The sequence below is a fragment of the Pseudoduganella sp. jia 9 genome, assembly GCF_055502615.1.
Window position 1 is genome coordinate 206,232 of record NZ_JBUPWE010000002.1, and the last position, 18,833, is coordinate 225,064.

Consider the following 18,833-nt stretch of genomic DNA (forward strand, 5'->3'; position numbering starts at 1 on the left):
TAATTTCTTTGCAGATAGTTTCCACGTAGATATTTCCCTGTTTTATGACGGCCTCTACCATTGCCACACAGCATCATCACATTATCCATACAAGCTCTGGACACGAAAGCCGTTATATGACCACCACCAAACCGACCAGTACCGACTTCAACGATTACGTGGGCCCCATTCAGCCGCTTCCCCTGCCGCTCGCCGTGAACGGACTCATGTTCGAAAGCACCACGACGACCTCGGCCGGCGTCTTCATCCCGGTCGCGTTCTATAACGGCAGCTCCGATCTGTCTGACTACGCATTGGCCCTGGAAAGCGGCGGAATCTCGACCGACACGAATTCGGTCTCGCCTGTGTTCAGCATGCATTCGGCTTCCCTGGCCGACAACTTCCAGCTGGTGTCGATCGCATTGCCCGTCATGACGTCCGATTTCGTCATTACCGGCTACAACGACGGCGTGCAGGTGGCTGCCGATACGGTCTCGATCTTGCAGAACGACAGTTCGGGCTCGGTGACGTATGCATACGCGATGAGCAACGTGGGGCAGGCGGCCGAGTTTCCCAGCGGGACACTGACGTTTGGCCAGGAATGGACCAATATCGATACCGTGACGTTCACAAGCACGACGGGCGAGCTGTACTTCGGTCTTCTGCTCGACGATATCGTCCTGAATCCCATCACGATGCAGCTCCAGCTCGACGCGGGCAGCGAATCCGGCGCGAGCATGACCGACAACATCACGAACGACAGCACGCCCCTGCTGACAGGCGTCGCCAACGCCGGCAGCGCCATCGACATCTATCTTGATAACGCCGCCAACCCTGTCACAACCGTGCAATCGGACACCGACGGCAAATTCACCGTGCCCGGCCTGCAACTGCAGGATGGCACGCATGTCATCAGCGCCCGCACCCAGGGCAGCAGCGAGGCCGCTACCCTGACGGTCACGATCGATACCGATGCCGGCGCCCCGGCGGCCCTGGCGCTGCAGGACAAGACGCTGCAATCCGATACCACGCCCACCATCACCGGCACGGCCGAGGCCCATGCCGGTGTCACGCTGTACGATGGCACGACCGTCGTAGGTACCGCCACGGCGAACAGCCTGGGCGCGTGGGAAATCACGGCGAACGCGCTCGATGACGGCGACCATTCGCTGACAGCCGTGCAATTGGACGTGGCCGGCAACCTGTCCGCCGCGAGCGACGCGCTGACCGTGACGGTGGACACGGGCCGCCCGGGCACGCCGGCGCTCGCCGAGGCGGACGATTCCGGCGCCAAAGGCGACAACATCACGAACGTGCGGATGCCCACGCTGACCGGCACGGCGGCGCAGAACGCCACGGTGTACCTGATGAAGAGCGGCGCCATCATCGGCGAAGGCCAGGCCGGGGTGGACGGAAAATGGTCGATCGCAGTGGAACTGCAGGATGGCGACCACGTCGTCAGCGCCGCGATCGCCGATCCGAACGCGCAAGTGCTGTACAGCGCGGCGTCGGGCACGCCGCCGATAGGGCAATTGCTCGAAGGCGACGCGCTCACCATCACGATCGACACCGAGGCGCCGGATGCGCCGGCCGGCCTGGCGCTGGCCGCGGCCAGCGACTCGGGCACGGCGGGCGACGGCAAGACCAGTGTCGCCACGCCGACGATCACGGGCACGGCTGATGCGAACGCGACCGTCACGCTGCACGACGGCACCCGCCTGGTGGGCACGGCGCAGGCGAACGACCAGGGCGTATGGAGCATCGCCAGCGACTCGCTGGCCGAGGGCGCCCACACACTGACGGCCGCGCAAGCCGACGTGGCCGGCAACCTGTCGCAGACCAGCACCGCGTTCAACCTGACGATCGAGGCCATGCCCATCGTCGAAACGCCCGTCGTCGAAACGCCCGTCACCACGGTCGATGGCGTCAATGTCGACGTCAAGCCCATCACGCTGCCTGGCGGCGCCAGCGGCACCGCCATCACGGTGCCGGTCGTGACGCCGGGCCGCGCCGAACAGAGCGGCGGCACCAGCACGGCCGACATTCCGCTGAGTTCGCAGGGCAGCACGGCGCTGGTGACGGCGCAGGTGCACACGGGCTCAGGCCTGTCCGCGGCGGGCGGCGTGAGCCAGGGCGCGGCCGCGTCGCTGGAACAGCTGATCGCCGCGATCAGGGCCACCGGCTCGGCAACGGGCAGCACGGACACGGGCGGCATGACGGGCAGCGGCAATACCTTCCTGTCGCACCTGCCGCACAATACGGCGCTGCTGGTGCAGACCGTCACACTGGGCGGTGAAGGCAAGGCCGACTTCGTGGCCGGCCAGGACACGGGCACGCCGGTTGCCATCGTGCTGGACGGCACGCAGCTGCCGGCCGGCGGCGCCGTCACGCTGAAGGACATTCCGTTCGCGGCCGTGTTCGGGGCGGTCACGGTGTCCAGCGGCACCCCGGGCCAGATCCTGACCGGTGACAGCGCCGGCCAGACCTTCGTCGTCTCGGCCGGTGCGGGCGGCAGCGTCCTGGCGGGCGGCGGCACCGACGTGCTGCAGTTCGGCAGCGCGGCCCGGGCGGGCGCAGACGGGGCCAGCGGCGGCGAAGTGCTTCCGGCCATCACGCTGCTGCATGGCGGCAAAGCCGCCGACACGGCCGTCTTCACCGGCGCCCAGGCCGACTACACGGTCGAGCAGCACGGCGGCTATCTGCTGGTCGCCAGCAAGGCCGTGCCGGAATCGGTGGCCAAGGTGGTCAACGTGGAAACGCTGCAGTTCGGCGATGGCGCGGTCGCGGTGGAAAACCGTGTCGAACTGACGACGCTGGCCGGCCTGTATGAAAACGTGCTGGGCCGCCAGGCCGACGTGGATGGTTTCGCCTACTGGGCCGGCGTGGAAGCGCAGGGCACGAGCATGGGTGCCATCGCCCTGCAGATCATCACGTCCGCCGAAGGTGTGGCCGCGTTCGGCGCACTGGACGGCAACGCAGCGCACGACGTGGCGATTCTCTACCAGGGCATCTTCAACCGCGCCCCGGATGCCGCTGGCCAGGCATGGTGGGCAGACCAAGTCGTTCAAGGCGTGACGCTGGAAGCGGTAGCGCAGGCGATGACGCAATCGGCCGAGATCGTGGGCCACCAGGTCGCCGCGACGGACTGGAACTTCACTGCCTGACGCCTGGCATAGCGACGAAAAGGGCTGCCGCGGCAGTAATGCCGTTCAGTCAGCGCTGAACGGCATTTTCCTTTTCAGCTGTTGCAAGCGGTGGCCCGGCGCCGTCGTCAGCGTCTCGTCAGGCTCCGCCATGAAGAACGGCCCGATCGAAAATTCGATCGGGCCGTCGAAGCCTTCCCTCAGCGCCATACCGTCCGTGTCTTGAAGAAAGACCTTGACTGAACGGCATCACCCCCAGGGCGGCTGTGCACAGCGATGTAGATTGCCGGTCAGCGGTCGTTCTTGTGACTCTGGCGGCCCGCGGCGGCGTGCTGTTCCGGCGTACCGCCCTGCGTGCCGCGGCCGCCCTGGTTACCCGACTGGCTGTTGCCGCGGTTGCCCGACTGGCTGTTGCCGCCCGATGCGCTCTGGCGGTTGCCGTCGTTCTTGTGGCTCATCTGGCCGGCGCGGCGCGCTTCTTCCGACGTGAACTCGTGGGCGTTGCCCGAAGCGTGGGCGGCGCGGCCGCCTTCCGAAGCGATCTCGCGCTGGCGTTGCGGATCCATCGATGCGAAGCCGCGGTTGCTGGTGCCGCTCTGGCTGTTGCCCTGGTTGCCCGACTGGCTGCTGCCGCGGTTGCCGGACTGGCTGTTGCCGCTGTTCTGCGTGTGCTGGTTGTTGCCCTGCGGGTTGTTGTTGTTCGAACGGTTGGCTGCCATGATGATCTCCTTAAGTAGGTGTAATAAATAAGTTGAACACTGCACATCCATCTGCGAGCTGGTCAACACCAGGTCGCTTGAAGGAGTGGCCATAGTAGGCCTTGGTGAACAGTTTTTTTATAAGCCATGCGCCTAGCGGCGCGTAGGAATCCGCGCCAGGGACGGGTCGGAGCGATCACTCATCGCTTGCAACAAATGTGGCGGTGCCGCCGTGCAGCGCGTAGAAATCAGATCAGGTTATAGCCCACATCCAAACTCGAAATTGGCGTTATATCTCACTCTTCCGTACCATTCGTCCATCGCATAACGCCAACGACTCAAGGACACCGCCATGAACGCGACGATCGCCGCTACCGCCCCCGCCCGCACACCCAGGACCGGCTCTGCCGTGCGCCGTGCAGCAGGCAGCTTCTTCCGCTTCATTCGCAACGCCATCAAGCAGTACGGCGCGCCGTACCTGAATGGACCGCTGCCGCCGCTGTGAGAACGCCTGCCGGCGTACCGCCCAAAGACCAGGATCGATTCCTGGTCTTTTTTCTTTTCAGAAAGTTATCGCGCGGTAGAGAAATAAGCAAAACGAATATTTACGTAACGAAACAGTGATGACAGCGCCGCACAGTTATTCGACCTGGTTATCGCCGGCATGGGAAATCAAAATTGGCCATATATCTGAGCGGCGCGTAAGATTCATCCATCGCAATCGCCAACGCACAAAATTCAGGAGCTGACCATGACGACCACTACCGCACCGCGCTTTGAAGCCGCCACCGAAACCTCGGGCTTTTCCCGCCTGCTCGCTTCCTTCCTGGCCGAAGTCCGCCGCGCCATCGAACTGGCTGGCGCACCGTACGTGAACGGCCCGCTGCCACCGCTGTAATTTTCAGCCGCCGCCGTTGAAAAAGCCTCCGCTCGCGGAGGCTTTTGTTTTATGGACAGGCCCGGTCAGTGGGCATGCCGGGGCGCCCGCATGCGCACCGCCGGAGCCGGAAACTGCTTCGCTTCGACGGCGAAGCGGTCGCCGTCGCGGCGGTTGTCCGGCGCCGACAGTACCCGCGTGATCACATTGCGCGGCACGCCTTGCGCCGCCATGTACACCCACGCATTGGCCGCGCCGCGCTGCGCATCGACCACCAGCCCCTGCCGCACCACCGCTTCCATCTCGCTGTTCCTTCTCAGCTGGCGCGTCATGATGCATGCTCCACCGGCAGGCAGGTGCTGGCCGGGATTGCCGCTACGGACGTCCGCCATGCGATGCACGCCTTGCGCGTGCCTGGCCGGACAAGATTCTCGAAACAGGGCGAATCGGGATCGATCGCCTGGATAGGGGCGCCACCGGCCGGAACACGGGACTGCGGCGCCAGGTTGATAGACAGGAAGTTCATCTGCGAGCCTTATAGTTGTTGAACTGCGCAAGATGCCGCCGGACGGCCCGGGGTTACCCGGGCAGCTTCGCGACGAACGCTGGTAGCGCTCGCTGCGGCATCTTCAACATGGTAGCGGCTGGCGGATAAAAAACTGTCATCGATTGTAACTACTGCCGCCCGGAAATGGCCGGCCGGCTAGTTCCGTGCCGGCCCGGCCGCCGGCATGCGCGGCGGTACCGTGCCGTTGAGCCAGTAATCGCCGATCATCCGCTCGCGGAAGATGGCGGGATTATGCGAGGCCGCCGTACGCGCGTTGCGCCAGTGGCGGTCGAGCCGCCGCGCCTCGCTGGTGGCCGAGGCGCCGCCCACGTCGAACAGCAGCGTGCTGGCCTGCAGCACCAGGTCGATGACCACCTGCTGCGCCTGGAACGCCTCGATCTCGACGGCGGCATACAGCGCATCGTCCGCGGCGCCGGCCAGGGCGCGCTGCCAGACGTCCTCCAGCGACCGAGCGACAGTCCCGACAATACTGTCGGCCGCATACGACAGGCTGGCGATGCGCCCCACCACGCGCTGCACCAGCGGGTCGTGGCGAGGGCTCGACTCGCCCGGCACGTCGAATGCCCGCGTCTTGCGCTGTACGAAGGCGATCGCCTCGCGCAACCCGGCCCGGGCAGCCCCGGCCATGCTGGTCAGCAGCACCAGTTGCAGGAACGCCTTATTGTACGAGACCGGCAACGTGCCGTCGAAACGGCGCACCACGTGCTCGTCGCGCAGCCGCACGTTGTCGAACACGGTGGTACCGCTGCCGGTCATGCGCTGGCCGAAGCCGTCCCAGTCGTCCAGGCGGGTCACGCCGGGCAAGGTGGCGGGAAAGGCGATGCTGGCCAGCTGTTCGCCATCCTGTGCCGTTGCCACGATCCAGTCGGCATAGATCGTGCCGGTGCTATAAAACTTCTTGCCGTTCAACAGCCAGCCGTCACCGTCCCGGACGATGGTGGTCCCGATCGTGGTGCTGGCGGACTGCTCCGCCATCGCGTAGCCGATCAGCGCGCCGTCGGCGACTTTCGGGAACCAGAATGCGCGGGTGGCTTCGTCCTCGTGGTTCAGGCGGCTCTCGAGGAAGGAGAAATGGCCGCGCAACAGGTGCGAGATATTGGAATCGGCCGTGGCCAGGTCCAGCAGCAGCGCGAAGAACTGCGGCAGTGTCGCCCCCAGGCCGCCGTAGCGGCGCGGGATGCGCAGCGCGCCGAAGCCGGCGCCGCGCAGCTGGCGCACTTCGTCGAACGGCAGGCGGCGCTGCTGTTCGCGCTCGACCGCGCCCAGCGCGATGCGCTCGAATACCGGCCGGAAGCGCTCGCGCAGCGCTTCGGTAGTCCATTCGGCGGCCGTTGCCGCAGGCTGCGTGGGATCGGATGCGTGGATGTCGCTCATGGCTGCTCCGTTCAGCGGAATGCGTACTGGATGCCGGCGTACACGCCGAATCCTTCGCCCGGCGCCGAACGGCGCTGGTCGGTGCCCGCGTCGTTGTAGGCCGGCGCCACGCTCGACACGTAATGCTTGTTGGCGAGGTTGCGCAGGTCGACGAACAGCTTCCAGCCGTCGCGCGGATGGTCGTAGCCCAGGCTGGCGTTGACGATGCCGTAGCCATGGGTGCGGAACGAGTTGGCGTAGTCGACGTCGATCGGCGACGCCGCCTGCACCGACACGCTGCCGTAGAAGCCGCCCGGGTGCTCGTACTGCAGTTCGCCCTGGTAGAAGCGTTTCGGTATGCCGGGCAGCGTGTTCCGTCCGAAGCGGGCATCGTTGCGGAAGTAGAAGTCGTTCAGCGTGAACGACTGCCGCGCCGACACCTTGCCGGCCGCGCCGCCATTCCACAGCTGCGATTCGAGGCCCGCCTCGATACCCTGGTGCACCGTCGGCGTGGCGTTCGACTCGGCCGTGATCGCCGCCGACGTCGCCGAGGACGGAATCACCTCGACCGACAGCAGCTCGTTCTTCACCAGCGCGCGGTAGATCGACAGGCTCCAGTTCGAATCGAAGGCGCGGCCGCGCGTACCCAGTTCGACGGTATTGGCCTTCTGGTCCTTCAGGTCCAGGCCGCGCCGCGACAGCCCGCTGGCGGGGCCGGAGGTGAAGGCCGGCGGAATCGTCAGGAATGCCCACGAATTCGGCGGCTCGACCGAGCGGCTGACGTTGCCGAACACCTGGATCTCGTTGTCGAAGGTGTAGCGCAGGCCGGCGCGCGGCGCCAGCGCCGTCGTGCTGCGGCGGTACGGTTCGTTCGTGACCGGATACACCACTTCCGTGTAGCGCTTGGTCCTGATGGCGGAAACGCCGGTGGTCAGCCACAGTCTGGATGCCACTTCCAGGTCGTTGCCGGCATGCAGTACGTGGTCCTCGCCGTCGTACTCGGCGCGGCGGATCAGCGTGCCGACCGGCAGCGCGGCGGTGGCCGCCGCCGGAATGCGCACCCGCGTATCGAGCCAGCCACGATTGATGTGACTAGTCGACAGCGCGCCCACCTTCGTTTCGCTGCGCCTGCCGAACAGCGTATCGCGGCGCGCGTACTGCAGAGAGTACGACGCATCGGCGAAGCCCCAGCTGCCGACGTTGACGGCCAGTTGCTGGTCGATCGGGTAATCGTGCACTACCAGGCCCACCTCGAGCGACGAATCGTCGTCGATGGTCCACGTGGTCTTGTTGGCCAGCCAGCGCGAACCTGGCTGGTTGCGGTGCGCATCCTGTGCCACGGCGACCGGGTTGGCCTGGCGCGGATCCTGTTCGACCTGCGCCACGGTCAACGCGCCGGGCTGCCAGTTGTCCGTCTTCCGGTAGCGGAAGTAGAAGCGCGTGTCCAGCTTCGGCGTGATCCGGTAGCCCAGGTTGCCGATGAAGCCGCGCGACTCGCCCTGCGACAGCTGCTGGTAGCCGTCCCGCTCGGAAGCGATGCCGGCCACGTAGTAATCCCAGTCGCCGATCACCTGCCCCGAGCTGACCGCCACCTTCCTGTAGCCATAGCTGCCGCCCTCCACGCGCACCTCGAACGGCGCCGCGTCGCGGCCGGTGCGCGTGACGTAGTTGATCGCGCCGCCCAGCATCAGCGCGCCCTCATCGAACGCGTTGGCACCGCGCAGGATCTCGGTGCGCGACAGCCCGAGCGGTTCGAACAGTTCATACGGCGTGCCGCCCGGTCCCGTGACGGGCAGGCCGTCGAACAGGAACAGCGTGCCGGAACGGAAGAAGTTGGTGCCGCGGTTGATGGCCGAGCCGCGGATCGAGATCTTGATGCCGTCGGTACCGCCGGCCGCCTGGGCGTACACGCCCGGCTGGAAGGCCAGCACGTCTTCATTGGTGAACACGCGGCCCTTTTCCACCTGTTCCTGGCTGACGACGCTGACGCCGCCCGGCACGTCGTCCAGCCGTAGCCGCGCGCGGTCGGCGCCGTTCAGGGCCTTGCCCGCCACATGCACGGTGCCCGCCATCGCGATGCTCGTATCGGCGTCGGCCGCCGCGGTCGCGGCAGCCGCGGCGCCCGCCACCTCGGCCTGCCCCGCCATGGCAACGGCCAGCGCGGGCACCGCCTCCACGGCGGCAACCGCCGCGGCGACCGATGCCGCCTGCGCCGGCGCCAGCATGGCGCACAACGCTGCCGCCGCTGCGGCGCTGGCGGTCAGCGCGCCGCGGCCGGTTTTGTTCCTGTTTTTCTCCTGAAGCTTCGATTCTGCCTGGTACACGTGCGGTTCTCTCTTTCGATGGGTGCAATGGAATAGTGAGCCCGACGTTACCGAACCACACCGGCTTGCACAAACAATCAAAAGTGGAATCGATATGAGCGCCGCCGATATATGGATCCGCGCCGCGGCGCTGCTTTGCAAAGCGGCCCTGCGCGTTTTCGATATCCATATTCGGAACGGTTCGTTGTCATTCGCGCATGGATAACTATGATGGTGGCGTGATAGTGACCGGAGTGACCGATGAATTTCCAGCAGCTGCGCTTCGTGCGCGAAGCCGTGCGCAACAACCTGAACCTGACCGAAGTGGCGGCCGTGCTGTACACGTCGCAGTCGGGGGTAAGCAAGCAGATCAAGGACCTGGAGGACGAACTGGGCATCGAACTGTTCGTGCGCTCCGGCAAGCGCCTGACGGCCCTGACGCGCGCCGGCGACGGCGCGGTGCAGATCGTCGGCCGCATCCTGCAGGAGACGGAAAACCTGCGCCGCTACGCCAGCCAGTATGCCGGCGTGGACAGCGGCCGCCTGGTGATCGCCGCCACGCACACGCAGGCCCGCTACACGCTGCCGAAAGTGGTGGAGGAATTCAACCGCGCATATCCCAAAGTCACGCTGGAGCTGCACCAGGGCACGCCGCGCCAGATCGCCGCGATGGTCAGCGAGGGCGACGCCGACATCGGCATCGCCTCGGAGGCACTGGACGCGGCGGCGGCCGTCCAGGCGTTCCCCTGCTTTACGTGGAACCACCGGGTGGTGGTGCCGGCCGGGCACCCGCTGCTCGCGCGCACGCCGGTCACGCTGGCCGACATCGCGGCCTACCCGCTGATCACCTACAACGAGCAGTTCACCGGCCGCAAGTGCGTCGATGCGGCATTCAGGCAGGGCGGCCTGGTGCCGGACCTGCGGCTGACGGCGATGGATGCCGACGTGATCAAGACCTACGTGCGGCGCGGCCTGGGCATCGGCATCGTTGCCGAGATGGCGCTCGATGACCTGGCGCAGTCCGGCCTGCAGGTCCTGGAAACCGACGGCGAACTGTTCGGCACGTGCACGACGATGCTGGGCGTACGCAACGGCGTGTTCCTGCCCAGCTTTGCCTACCGCTTCATCGACATGTTCGCGCCGGGCCTGCAGGTGGCCCCGCAGTAGGCGGGCGCACGCGTCCGGTGATTAGAGGCGCTTGCCCTGGTCGACCGGCTGCCCGTTGGCGCGCACCACGTGGCCGGTCACCTTGCCGTCCGCTCCGGACTTGAACTCGATCTCGATCGGGCGTTCCTTCATGAAGAAGATGTTCGCGCTCTTCGGATACAGCGTGACGGCGCGCCCTTCGACTTCCACCGACAGGTGGCCGTCGACACGCTTGAAGTCCAGCGACTTCTGCATGCCGGAGCTGTAGCTTCCGGCAAAACGGTCCAGCTCCGCGGCGGGCAGTTCGATTGCCTTGCTGTCGTTGGGGATCGGTTTGTGGTCGTAGCTGATCACGCGCGAAATGGTCCAGCCCTTGTCCGCGCCGCGCAGCCACAGCATCGAATACAGCGCCTGGCCGTCCGGCGCCACCGTGCTGCCCACCGGGCCTTCGGCAAACGCGTGCTTGCCGGTGACGAGCGCGCCGTAGACATCCGGCCCGCGGTTCAGCAGGTGGATCTGCACGTCCTTGTCCTGCGCCGTGCGCGTGACCGCCACCGCGGGCCGCCGGCCGCAGATGTTCTTGCGCACACTCTCGGTCAGCGCGGCGCGGCCATTGGTGACGCCGCCCCGGTCATGGTAGAACTCCACGTTCTCGGCCGTCAGCTTGTCCAGCGCCGCGTAGTCGCAGTCGTTGTACGCCTTCCAGTAGGCGGCATCGGCCCCCTTCACCTCCGCCAGCAGGCCGGGATTGGCATGGGCGGCGAGGACGGGGACAGTCAGTGCGATGGCGGCGAGCGACGTGCGGAGCATGGACATGGTATGCCTGTTGATGGTTTCAAGGACTCACATGGTAGCAACGGTTCACCGCCAGCGGGCGTCAACTTTCGCTCAAGCCATTGATTGCATTGACTTTCATATGCGTAGCCACGCTACCCGGACGCCGGGTCGTCGAACGAGGCGCTGCTGCTGCGGTGCAGTGCGGCGTACATGCCGTCGCGCGCGAGCAGTTGCCGGTGGTTGCCCTGCTCGACGATGCGGCCGCCGTCCAGCACCACGATCAGGTCGGCGTCGCGGATCGTCGCCAGCCGGTGGGCGATGATGATCGTCGTGCGGCCCCGGCGCAGCACGTCCAGCGCCCGCCCGATTTCCTGTTCCGTGAAACTGTCGATGCTGGCGGTGGCTTCGTCGAGGATCAGGATCTTCGGCGACGCCAGCAGCGCGCGCGCAAAGCTGAGCAACTGGCGCTGGCCGATCGATAGGCTGCGCCCGCGCTGGCCCAGCGGCGTGTCATACCCCTGCGGCAGCGCGGCGATGAAATCGTGCGCATGCACCGCCTTGCAGGCCGCGACAACCTGCTCGCGGGTGGCGCCGGCGAGGCCGTAGGCGACATTGTCGGCCACGCTCCCGCTGAACAGGAACGGCTCCTGCAGCACCATGCCGATGTGCCGGCCCAGCGAATCGAGCGTCAGGCCGCGCACGTCGCGCCCGCCCACCGACACCGTGCCCTGCCAGGCGTCGTAGAAGCGGTGCACCAGCGCGGCGATGCTGGTCTTGCCGGAGCCGGTCGGCCCGACCAGCGCCACGGTCTGGTACGGCGCGATCCGCAGGGTCAGGTCATGCAGTACCGGCAGGCCGGGACGGTAGCCGAACGTCACGTGCTCGAACGACACCGACGGCGGCGCATCCGTCCACTCCGCCGCGTCGGGACGGTCGTCCAGCGTCACGGGTACCTCCAGGACCTCGATGATGCGCTGGCCGGATGCCATGGCACGCTGCATCACCGTGTACTGCATGGCCAGCGTACGGATCGGGTCGAAGCAGCGCTGCACGCAGAAGATGAACGCCAGCATGACACCGACATCCTGCTCGCCGGCCAGCACGGCGCGCCCGCCCGCGACGACGACGACGGCCATCGCCAGTCCCGTCAGCAGGTCGACGGCCGGCATCATCACTTGCGACACCAGCGACGATCCGGTCTGCGCGTCGAGGTTTTCGCGCGCCCGGGCCGCGTAGCGCTGGAGGTTGACCGTTTCGCGGCGGTTCTCCTGCACGGTGCGGATGCCGTTGATGTTCTCCGCGAGCGCCGCGTTGACCGAGGACGACGCCTCGCGCGCCCGGGCGAACACCCGTTTCGCCCACGGCAGCCACGCATGGCGCAGCACCAGCAATGCCGGCAGCACCCCGAGCGTCAGCAGGCCGAGCTGGAAGTCCATCGTCAGCAGCAGGATCACCAGCCCGGCCAGCAGGAACAGCTCGCCCAGCGCGGTGACCGAGGTTTCCATGAACTCCTGCAGCGCGTTCACATCGCCCTGCAGCCGCGCCATCAGCCGGCCGACGTGCGTCTGGTCGAGGATCGCCAGCGAGACGCGCTGCAGGTGGGCGAACATGGCACGGCGCAGGTCGAAAATCACTGTCTGCGCCAGCCGTGCCGCCAGCCACTCCTGGAAAAAAGTCAGTACCGCGTTCAGCACGACCAGCAGCGCGAACGCCGCCAGCACGGTGTCGAAGGCATGCGTCGACCGCCCCAGCGCACTGTCGACCGCGTGGCGGATGGCGACCGGGAACAGCACCTGCACGGCCGTGTACAGCAGCACCAGCAGCACGACCACGGCCAGCATGGGACGGTGGCCGTGCATGAATTGCCACAGCCGCGCCGTCACGCTGCGGTCGAAGGGGGCGAAGACTTCCTCGCCCTGCTCGCGTGTGGCGCCGTTCGAAAAGGCGCTCATGTGCCCACTCCCGCCACCGGCTCGTGCATTTCCGGCACGCCCCGCCCGCCATCGCGCAGCGGGTCCCGATGGTCGTCGCGGGCCGCGCGGTGCTGCAGCGACCACAGCGCGGCATAACGCCCGCCTGCCGCGAGCAGCGATGCGTGATCGCCGCGTTCGACGATCGCGCCGCCATCGAGCACGACGATGTGATCGGCATGCCGCAGCGCGCCCAGGCGGTGCGCGATGATCACGGTGGCCGCCTCGCGGCAGGCGCCGCGCAGGGCCTCTCGCACCCGGCCCTCGGTGACCGGGTCGACGGCGGCGGTGGAATCGTCCAGCACGATCACGGCCGGGTCGCCCACCAGCGCGCGGGCAATCGTCATGCGCTGGCGCTGGCCGCCGGACAGCGCCGCGCCCCGTTCGCCGACGCGCGTGGCATAACCGTGCGGCAGCCGCGCGACATGCTCGTGGATCTGTGCGATGCCCGCGGCGGCCGTCACCGTCGCCGCGCTGGCGTCGGGCGATGCATAGGCCACGTTGTCATGGACCGAGGTATCGAACAGGAAATTCTCCTGCTGGACCAGCGCGACTTCGCGCCGCAGCGACGCCAGCGTGACGTCGCGCACGTCGCGGCCGCCCAGCGTGACCCGGCCGCCGCCGGGATCGTAGAAACGCGACACCAGGTGCGCGATGGTCGACTTGCCGCTGCCCGGCGCGCCCACGATGCCCAGCACCTGCCCCGGCGCGACCGTGAAGCTGACGTCGCACAGCACCTGCCGTCCGCCTTCCACGTAGCGGAAGTCCACATTCTCGAAGCGCAGCGTCTTCGGCCCTGGCGCCAGGTCCACCGCGCCGGGGCGGTCGGCGATCTCCGGTACCGCGTCGAGCACCTCGAACAGCCGGGCTCCCGAACCGGTGGCGCGCGCGCTGGAATTGACCACCATGCCGACCTGGCGCAGCGGCTGCTGCAGGATCGTGATGAAGGTGATGAACTCGGCCAGCGCGCCGACCGTGAGCTCGCCCGCGGCCACGCGCCGGCCGCCGACCCACAGCACCAGCGCCAGCGACACATAATAGAAGAACGTCATCAGGCTGATCGAGCCCATCCGCTCGGTGATGCGGGCGTTCGACAGCCGCAGCGCGCGCTGCGATATCTCGTCGAAGCGCGCCAGTTCGGCCAGGCTGGAGCGGAACGCCCGCACCACCCGCACGCCCTGCAGGTTTTCCTCCATGCGCAGCGTGAGCTCGGCCATCATCCTTTGCAGGCGCTGCCAGCTGGCGCGCAGCCGCACGGCGGCGCCGGCGGCAATGGCCAGCACGAACGGCACGAAGGACAGCGCCAGCAGGCCAAGGCTGGCGTCGACATGCAGCAGCCGCCACGAACCGACGCCCAGCAGCAGCGCCAGCGTGATGGTGCGCAGCACGCCGAACTCGAAGAAGGCGCGCACGCCTTCCAGGTCCAGCATGCCGCGGGCGATCAGTTCGCCCGTGTGGATGCGGTCGTGATAGGCGAATGACAGCTGCTGCAGCTTGTTGAAGAATGCCAGCCGCAGATCGTACGCCACGCGCTGCGACAGGGTCTCGCCGCAATAGCCCTGCAGGCCCGTCAGCGTGCCGCGGATCGCGCAGGCCGCCACGATGAACACTGCGGTCCATGTCAGTGCGTGCCCGGCATCGGCCAGCGTCGAATCGGCAAGCCCTGAGCCGGCAAGCGGCGCGCCTTTGCCGGCAAGGTGGCCGGCCTGGTCGACCGCCTGGCCCAGCAGCCGGGGCATGACCAGGTTGAAGACAGCCGCGCCGAGCGCGCACGCCACCGCGGCGGCGCAACGCCATGGATGACGCAGCGCCAGCCGCAGGAGGCGGCCCAGCACGCGGGGCATCGCATGGACATCGACATATTCTGGAAACTGCGCGTGAATCTGCGCGTGAATCGGCGGCGGTGCGGAGGGTTCGGGTGCCGCCGCCGTCATGCCCGCGCCACCCGGCCCGTCACCGGGTAGGCCGGGTCGGTATAGCCGGGCGTGCTGGGATGCCCGGGCGGCACCAGCCGGTCGAACAGCGCTTCATCCTCGGCCGTAAAACGGTAGCGCAGCGCGGCGCGATAGCTGCGCCACTGGGCAAGCGTGCGCGGGCCGCCGATCACCGACGAGACGTGCCGGTTGTTCAACACCCAGGCAAACGCGAATTCGGCGGTCGTGATGCCGCGCGCCCGGGCCGCCTCGCCGATGGCCTGGGCCAGCGCCAGCGACTCCGCACGCCATTCCGTCTGCAGCGCGCGCGCATCGTTGCGGGCGATGCGGCTGCCCTCTTCCGGCGCCGCGCCGGGCGAGTATTTCCCCGTCAGCACGCCGCGCGCCAGCGGGCTGTAAGGCACCACGCCCAGGCCGAAATGGGCCGCTGCCGGCAGGTGCTCCACTTCCGGCATCCGGTTCGCCGCGTTGTAGTACGGCTGCGTGACGACCGGCCCGGCGATGCCCAGCTGCCGCGCCAGGTGCGCCACCTCGGCGATCTGCCAGCCCTGGAAGTTCGACAGCCCGTAGTAGCGGATCTTGCCCTGGGCAAGCAGGTCGCCCAGCGCGCGCAGCGTTTCTTCCAGGGGCGTGAGCGCATCGGGGCGGTGCAGGTAATAGATGTCGAGGTAGTCGGTGGCCAGGCGGGCCAGGCTCTGCTCGGCCGCGTGCAGTACGCGGCGGCGCGACAGGCCCGCCTCGTTCGGCCAGTCGCCAACCTTGTTGCCGACCTTGGTCGCCAGGATCCACTTGTCGCGCCGCGCGGCGATGGCCCGGCCCACCACGCGTTCCGATTCGCCGCCGTTGTACACGTCGGCGGTGTCGATGAAGTTGATGCCGTTTTCATGCGCATCGTCGATGATGGCGCGTGCCTCGGTGTCGCCGGTAACGCCGCCGAACATCATCGTGCCGAGGCACAGCGGGGAAACGCGCAATCCGCTGCGCCCCAGTTGGTAGTAGTCGCTCATTGCTGTCCTTGCATCCTGTCCTTGATCGTGGCTGTCATGCCTTCGCCAGCCACACATTGGCGAAGTTGTTGCGCGTCGGGTATGGCAGTTCGTCCGCGTTCCGCAAGCGCCGGTTGTACACCGAGAAAAAATACACTTCGAGCAGCGGCAGCACCGGAAGTTCGGCCTGCACGATCTGCTGGATGCGCTTGTAGTTGACCTTGCGCAGCGCCGGATCGGCGCCGGAGCGGGTCGGTTCCAGCAGCGCATCGATCTCCTTGTTGCTGTAGCCGGACACCTTGCTCCACGGGACGCCGCGCCGGTCGCCGCGCTGGCCGAAGCGCACGTCCAGGCTGGCCTGCGGATCGCGCGACCAGCCGCCCCACGTGCTGATCACCTGGAACTTGCGGTCGGTGAACACGTCGCGGGTCCAGGTCGACAGGTCCTTGGCGCCCAGCGACGCATCGATGCCGACCTTGCGCAGGGCCTGCCGCACGAATTCGCCGGTGCGCCGGTAGTCGTCGCCGAACGGGATGAAGTCGTGGGTCAGCCGGAAGCGCCAGCCGCCGGCCTTGCGCGGGAATCCGGCGGCGTCGAGCAGCTGCTCGGCGCGTTTCGGGTCGAACGGATATTTCGGCACCTCCTTCGTGAAGTACTCCGCCACGCCCGACGGCACCGGCGCATCGAGTGGCGCCCCGAAGCCGCCCCACACGGTCTTCACCAGCGCCGCGCGGTCGATCGCATGGGCGATCGCCTGGCGCACGGCCAGCTTGCCGACCAGCGGATCGCGCAGGTTGAATTCCAGCCAGTACGAATTCGGCTCGTACTGCCTGGTGTCGATCACCAGGTCGCGGTGCCCTTTCAGCCGGGCCACGTCGCTGAAGGTAATCGGATTGCGCGCGGCGAAATGAGCCGCGCCGGTCTCCAGCGCCGCGGCGCGGCTTGCCGAATCGTTGATTACCTTCCAGACGATGCGGTCGAGGTAGGGCTGGCCGGCGATGTAGTAGTCCGGATTGCGCTCCAGGACGATGTGGCTGCCGCGCTGCCATTCCTTGAAGCGGAACGGCCCCGTGCCCACCGGCCTGTTGTTGTGCGGGTTGGTCGCGATATCGGTGCCTTCATACAGGTGCCGGGGCAGGATCTGCCCGGCGCTCTGGCCCAGGTAGCGCAGCAGGATCGGCCACTTCTCCTTCAGGCGCAGCACGATGGTGTGCGCATCGGGCGCCGTGACCCTGGCGATCACATTGGTGATGGTGGAGAACTGCAGTGGCCAGATCTTCTCGATCGAGAATTTGACGTCGCCCGCATCGAACGGGTGGCCGTCATGCCACTTGACGCCCTGGCGCAGCCTGATCGTGAGGTCCAGGCCGTCGACGGAGGTCTCGGCGGAAAGACCCAGGCGCGGCAGCAGTTCATGCCGGTTCCCTTCGACGAACAGCCGGTCATAGATCTTCGACGTGACCAGCGAGATCGGATTGGCGCCGTTCAGGTGGGTGGCCAGCGTGGCGGGCTCGGGGAACGCGATCGCCACCAGCGTGCCGCCGCGCACCGGCGTTTCCGCCGCGGCCAGGGCGGCGCCGGGCAGCATGCCGGCGGCCAGCGCCGCGCCGCCGAAGCGGAACAGGCGGCGGCGCGCCGGATCGGCCAGCGCGGCGAGGACGGGATTGTCGGATCGCAGCATCGGCGCCCTCCTCACAGGCCGGCCGCCAGCCGGGGCTGCGGCGGTTCGCCCGTCACGGGTTCCGGCCCCTCCGGCATGGCCTGCGGCTTGTCCGGCCTGTTCGGCTGCTCGGCCCACTTCGGCCGGCGCAGCGGCACCTTGTCGTTGACGTAGTAATTGCCGACATCGAACAGGCGCCAGCGCACCGGGTCGTGCAGCGTGTGCGTGCGGGCGTCGCGCCACAGCCGGTCCAGGCCGTAATCGGGCGCCGTCGAGCGCGTGCCCGCCAGCTCGAACAGTTTATTGGTGATCAGCAGCGCGCTGTGCGTGCTGGCCGCGCGCACCTCGGACACGGCGATCGCGGCACGCGTCCAGTCGGCGGCCAGCTGCGATGCGTACGCCCTGTCGATCAGCAGCCCGGCCCGCTCCAGCAGCGCCTCGCTGCCGTGCAGGGAGACGGCCAGGTCGCCGATCTCGCGGATGCTCAGCTGGTCTTCCTCCCACACCGCCTCGGGCGGCGCATCGTCCGCCTTTGGATTGCGCCGGCGGATGAAGGCCACCGTGGCGTCGAACGCGGCGCGGGCGAGGCCGGTATCGATCCCGGCGTGCATGATCTGGCCGACCGGACCCACCGGCTTGACGTGGTCGGCATTGACCGAGTGGGGCACCAGCCATTCCAGCTTCAGCCAGGCGTCATCGGCGATGACGGTGCCGCTGGCCGTGGTGCGCTGGCCGAACGAGGCCCAGTCGTCGACGACGCGCAGGCCTTCGGCCGTGCGCGGGTAGATCGCCAGGAAGTGGCGCTTCTCCTCGTCCGCCACCGCCACCGGCACCCAGTCCGCGAACAGCGCGCCGGTCGAGTAGTATTTGCGCACGTTGACGCGGTAACCGTCGCCATCGCGCCGCAGGCTGGCCTTGCGGTCTTCCGGCCGGCGCACGTCCGGCTCGACCAGCGCGTTGCCGAAATGGTCGCCTGCCAGCACGCGCTCGAAGAAGAACTTTTTCTGCGCCTCGCTGCCCTCGTGCCGGATGATCTCGAGGATGAAATAATGGTTCTGCGGGATCTGGCCGATCGAGCCGTCGGCGGCGGACAGGATCGCGAACACCCTGGCCAGCGTGGCGTACGACACGCCGGCGCCGCCATGTTCGCGCGGCACGGTAATGCCCCACAGGCCGCTCAGCCGCAGCTGGCGCAGCTCGGCCACGGGAAGGCGGCGTTCGCGGTCGCGCAGCGCGGCGCCGGGCGCGAACGCGGCGGCCAGCGCCGTCGCCACGTCGATCGCTTCGGCATCGTCGCGGATCACGTGGGCGCGGCCCTGGCCGATGGCGGTGATCGAGGATTGCGCGGCGGTCTGCTCAGCGCGTCTCGATGTTGTATTTACTGGGGTCTTTGCTGCCGTATTCGCTGCATCGTTGCTCATCTTCGCTCTCTCGGTGTT

Annotated in this window: 15 protein-coding genes; 4 read left to right on the plus strand and 11 right to left on the minus strand. The window is 67.5% G+C overall.

Going from position 1 to position 18,833, the window contains the following annotated elements; genetic code table 11:
• Positions 1-116: 116 nt before the first annotated feature.
• On the plus strand, positions 117-3,143 hold the full coding sequence (locus ACY34H_RS02640; protein WP_464975926.1) for an Ig-like domain-containing protein: 3,027 nt from the start codon (positions 117-119) through the stop codon (positions 3,141-3,143).
• A gap of 45 nt (positions 3,144-3,188) precedes the next feature.
• Here the strand turns inward: ACY34H_RS02640 and ACY34H_RS02645 are convergent, their stop codons facing one another.
• Positions 3,189-3,332, minus strand: coding sequence for a hypothetical protein (locus ACY34H_RS02645; RefSeq protein ID WP_464975927.1), 144 nt, complete (start codon positions 3,330-3,332; stop codon positions 3,189-3,191).
• Positions 3,333-3,412: 80 nt separating this feature from the next.
• The gene (locus tag ACY34H_RS02650) at positions 3,413-3,841 is read right to left on the minus strand and encodes a KGG domain-containing protein (RefSeq protein ID WP_464975928.1); all 429 of its coding nucleotides are present in this window, start codon (positions 3,839-3,841) and stop codon (positions 3,413-3,415) included.
• Positions 3,842-4,172: 331 nt separating this feature from the next.
• Here ACY34H_RS02650 and ACY34H_RS02655 point away from each other — a divergent pair, with 331 nt between their 5' ends.
• Entirely contained in the window at positions 4,173-4,325 is a 153-nt protein-coding gene (locus ACY34H_RS02655) for a hypothetical protein (RefSeq protein WP_464975929.1), read from the plus strand.
• Between the two features lie 246 nt (positions 4,326-4,571).
• Complete coding sequence (locus tag ACY34H_RS02660; protein ID WP_464975930.1) at positions 4,572-4,718, plus strand: hypothetical protein; 147 nt, start codon at positions 4,572-4,574, stop codon at positions 4,716-4,718.
• A 65-nt stretch (positions 4,719-4,783) separates the two neighbouring features.
• Here the strand turns inward: ACY34H_RS02660 and ACY34H_RS02665 are convergent, their stop codons facing one another.
• From ACY34H_RS02665 to ACY34H_RS02675, 3 genes are all read right to left on the minus strand, one after another.
• On the minus strand, positions 4,784-5,089 hold the full coding sequence (locus ACY34H_RS02665; RefSeq protein ID WP_464975931.1) for a hypothetical protein: 306 nt from the start codon (positions 5,087-5,089) through the stop codon (positions 4,784-4,786).
• A gap of 311 nt (positions 5,090-5,400) precedes the next feature.
• Positions 5,401-6,639 carry an acyl-CoA dehydrogenase family protein gene (locus tag ACY34H_RS02670; RefSeq protein ID WP_464975932.1) on the minus strand — a complete coding sequence of 413 codons (1,239 nt, stop codon included), beginning with the start codon at positions 6,637-6,639 and terminating at the stop codon, positions 5,401-5,403.
• 11 nt (positions 6,640-6,650) lie between these two features.
• Positions 6,651-8,942 (minus strand): TonB-dependent receptor family protein, encoded by a 2,292-nt coding sequence (locus ACY34H_RS02675; protein WP_464975933.1) that lies wholly within the window; start codon positions 8,940-8,942, stop codon positions 6,651-6,653.
• A gap of 240 nt (positions 8,943-9,182) precedes the next feature.
• Here ACY34H_RS02675 and ACY34H_RS02680 point away from each other — a divergent pair, with 240 nt between their 5' ends.
• The gene (locus ACY34H_RS02680) at positions 9,183-10,088 is read left to right on the plus strand and encodes a CysB family HTH-type transcriptional regulator (protein ID WP_464975934.1); all 906 of its coding nucleotides are present in this window, start codon (positions 9,183-9,185) and stop codon (positions 10,086-10,088) included.
• Positions 10,089-10,109: 21 nt separating this feature from the next.
• On the opposite strand, the gene ACY34H_RS02685 is transcribed toward ACY34H_RS02680, so the two are convergent.
• The 6 genes from ACY34H_RS02685 to ACY34H_RS02710 all read right to left on the minus strand — a co-directional run bounded on the left by ACY34H_RS02685 (position 10,110) and on the right by ACY34H_RS02710 (position 18,815).
• Positions 10,110-10,883 (minus strand): YybH family protein, encoded by a 774-nt coding sequence (locus tag ACY34H_RS02685; protein ID WP_464975935.1) that lies wholly within the window; start codon positions 10,881-10,883, stop codon positions 10,110-10,112.
• Between the two features lie 113 nt (positions 10,884-10,996).
• Positions 10,997-12,796 carry an ABC transporter ATP-binding protein gene (locus ACY34H_RS02690; RefSeq protein ID WP_464975936.1) on the minus strand — a complete coding sequence of 600 codons (1,800 nt, stop codon included), beginning with the start codon at positions 12,794-12,796 and terminating at the stop codon, positions 10,997-10,999.
• Complete coding sequence (locus ACY34H_RS02695) at positions 12,793-14,748, minus strand: ABC transporter ATP-binding protein (RefSeq protein ID WP_464975937.1); 1,956 nt, start codon at positions 14,746-14,748, stop codon at positions 12,793-12,795. Before ACY34H_RS02695 ends, ACY34H_RS02690 begins: the two co-directional genes overlap by 4 nt.
• Positions 14,745-15,755 carry an aldo/keto reductase gene (locus ACY34H_RS02700; protein WP_464975938.1) on the minus strand — a complete coding sequence of 337 codons (1,011 nt, stop codon included), beginning with the start codon at positions 15,753-15,755 and terminating at the stop codon, positions 14,745-14,747. The genes ACY34H_RS02695 and ACY34H_RS02700 overlap by 4 nt, the downstream gene beginning before the upstream one ends.
• A gap of 34 nt (positions 15,756-15,789) precedes the next feature.
• Positions 15,790-17,415, minus strand: a complete 1,626-nt coding sequence (locus ACY34H_RS02705) for an ABC transporter substrate-binding protein (RefSeq protein ID WP_464975939.1) — start codon at positions 17,413-17,415, stop codon at positions 15,790-15,792.
• An 11-nt stretch (positions 17,416-17,426) separates the two neighbouring features.
• On the minus strand, positions 17,427-18,815 hold the full coding sequence (locus ACY34H_RS02710) for an SfnB family sulfur acquisition oxidoreductase (RefSeq protein ID WP_464975940.1): 1,389 nt from the start codon (positions 18,813-18,815) through the stop codon (positions 17,427-17,429).
• Between the last annotated feature and the right edge of the window lie 18 nt (positions 18,816-18,833).

Coding starts and splice junctions, on each gene's coding strand:
- ACY34H_RS02695 (WP_464975937.1), bottom strand. CDS start 14,748: ATGACGGCGGCGGCACCCGAACCCTCCGCACCGCCGCCGATTCACGCG.
- ACY34H_RS02680 (WP_464975934.1), top strand. CDS start 9,183: ATGAATTTCCAGCAGCTGCGCTTCGTGCGCGAAGCCGTGCGCAACAAC.
- ACY34H_RS02655 (WP_464975929.1), top strand. CDS start 4,173: ATGAACGCGACGATCGCCGCTACCGCCCCCGCCCGCACACCCAGGACC.
- ACY34H_RS02665 (WP_464975931.1), bottom strand. CDS start 5,089: ATGGCGGACGTCCGTAGCGGCAATCCCGGCCAGCACCTGCCTGCCGGT.
- ACY34H_RS02660 (WP_464975930.1), top strand. CDS start 4,572: ATGACGACCACTACCGCACCGCGCTTTGAAGCCGCCACCGAAACCTCG.
- ACY34H_RS02640 (WP_464975926.1), top strand. CDS start 117: ATGACCACCACCAAACCGACCAGTACCGACTTCAACGATTACGTGGGC.
- ACY34H_RS02670 (WP_464975932.1), bottom strand. CDS start 6,639: ATGAGCGACATCCACGCATCCGATCCCACGCAGCCTGCGGCAACGGCC.
- ACY34H_RS02645 (WP_464975927.1), bottom strand. CDS start 3,332: ATGGCGCTGAGGGAAGGCTTCGACGGCCCGATCGAATTTTCGATCGGG.
- ACY34H_RS02690 (WP_464975936.1), bottom strand. CDS start 12,796: ATGAGCGCCTTTTCGAACGGCGCCACACGCGAGCAGGGCGAGGAAGTC.
- ACY34H_RS02700 (WP_464975938.1), bottom strand. CDS start 15,755: ATGAGCGACTACTACCAACTGGGGCGCAGCGGATTGCGCGTTTCCCCG.
- ACY34H_RS02705 (WP_464975939.1), bottom strand. CDS start 17,415: ATGCTGCGATCCGACAATCCCGTCCTCGCCGCGCTGGCCGATCCGGCG.
- ACY34H_RS02685 (WP_464975935.1), bottom strand. CDS start 10,883: ATGTCCATGCTCCGCACGTCGCTCGCCGCCATCGCACTGACTGTCCCC.
- ACY34H_RS02710 (WP_464975940.1), bottom strand. CDS start 18,815: ATGAGCAACGATGCAGCGAATACGGCAGCAAAGACCCCAGTAAATACA.
- ACY34H_RS02650 (WP_464975928.1), bottom strand. CDS start 3,841: ATGGCAGCCAACCGTTCGAACAACAACAACCCGCAGGGCAACAACCAG.